This is a genomic window from Aequoribacter sp., from assembly GCF_965659035.1.
Lineage (GTDB): Bacteria > Pseudomonadota > Gammaproteobacteria > Pseudomonadales > Halieaceae > Aequoribacter.
The window spans coordinates 1-1,053 of record NZ_CBFHWH010000190.1 but is presented as its reverse complement, the minus strand read 5'-3'; the positions used below and the strand labels follow the sequence as shown (position 1 = coordinate 1,053).

General features: G+C 55.2%; 1 protein-coding gene. It reads right to left on the bottom strand.

Annotation, left to right across the window (positions count from 1 at the left end; genetic code table 11):
• Positions 1-1,053 (bottom strand): DUF1501 domain-containing protein (locus ACTF5Z_RS12295; protein ID WP_438985887.1); only part of this gene is annotated, 1,053 nt, incomplete at both ends.

Genomic DNA, 1,053 nt, shown 5'->3' with positions numbered 1-1,053 from the left:
CGTTCGACCAAAATCACTCGCAGTAAAGGTCGTGACTTGATCAGACACACCCAACTCAACCGTAGCGTTATAAAACGAGGTCAGCGCATGATTTAGCTCACGCATCAACAGGGGGTGGCGATTGGCCTGGTCGCCGTGAGTGTCGTAGTCGCCAATACCCACAAAGAAAATTTGACGCCGCATGCCTAAAGACTCGCGCGCGGCAATCATGTGCGCCACCATTTTCAGCATGTCCGCCAGCCGGCTTTGGGCGTTAAATTCGGTGGTCGGTGCGGGGGTTTGCTCCAGCGCCGAGCGCAGCTCAACGCCTAAATCCAACGAGCGACGCTGCACCGTGGCAAACTCACGTGCAAACTCGTGCGAATAGGTTTTGGCCAACAGCGCATCGTAGGCGCGGTTACGGCGCACCGACCAAGTCTCGGGGTTGCCGGGCTGCAGCGACCAATAATCCAACACCCCACCGCTACCGATGGCGTAAGGCGCTCTCAGACCACCGGCCTGTAACGAGTTGGCGCCACTTAAAGAGATATTCATGGATAGCTGCGGGTGTGTGTTGGCGTCCATCATTAAATCGGCCATGCGACTGGCCCAACCTTGCTGTGGCTTGGTAGCCTGCAGGCTCATGACGTAGTTTTGCTGATCGTTGTGCGAGAACAACTGGGGCGGTAAGGGCACCCGTTTGTTAATGTAATCTTGCTGTGTGGTGGGCTGAATTAAGGTACCCACATTGCCCACAATCGCCAATTTTTGCTGGTCGAACAGCGCGCGAAGATCGGGCATTTCGGGGTGCAGGGCATAATCAGCCGGCTGCCAATTGGTGGGATTCAGTTTAAGCAGTTGATCACGCTCAATCGCCAGTGATCGACGCGTATCGGCATAGGTGTTGTATTCGGCCAACGACTCGGGAATCACCATGTTAAAGGCGTCGTTACCACCGTACAAAAATACGCAAACCAAGGCGCGATAATCGCCGCCACCCAACACCTGAGCTTGGGCCAAATTAAATTGGGCGCTTAAGGCGCCAAGCGTACTGCTACCCAAAGCGGTCAAGAG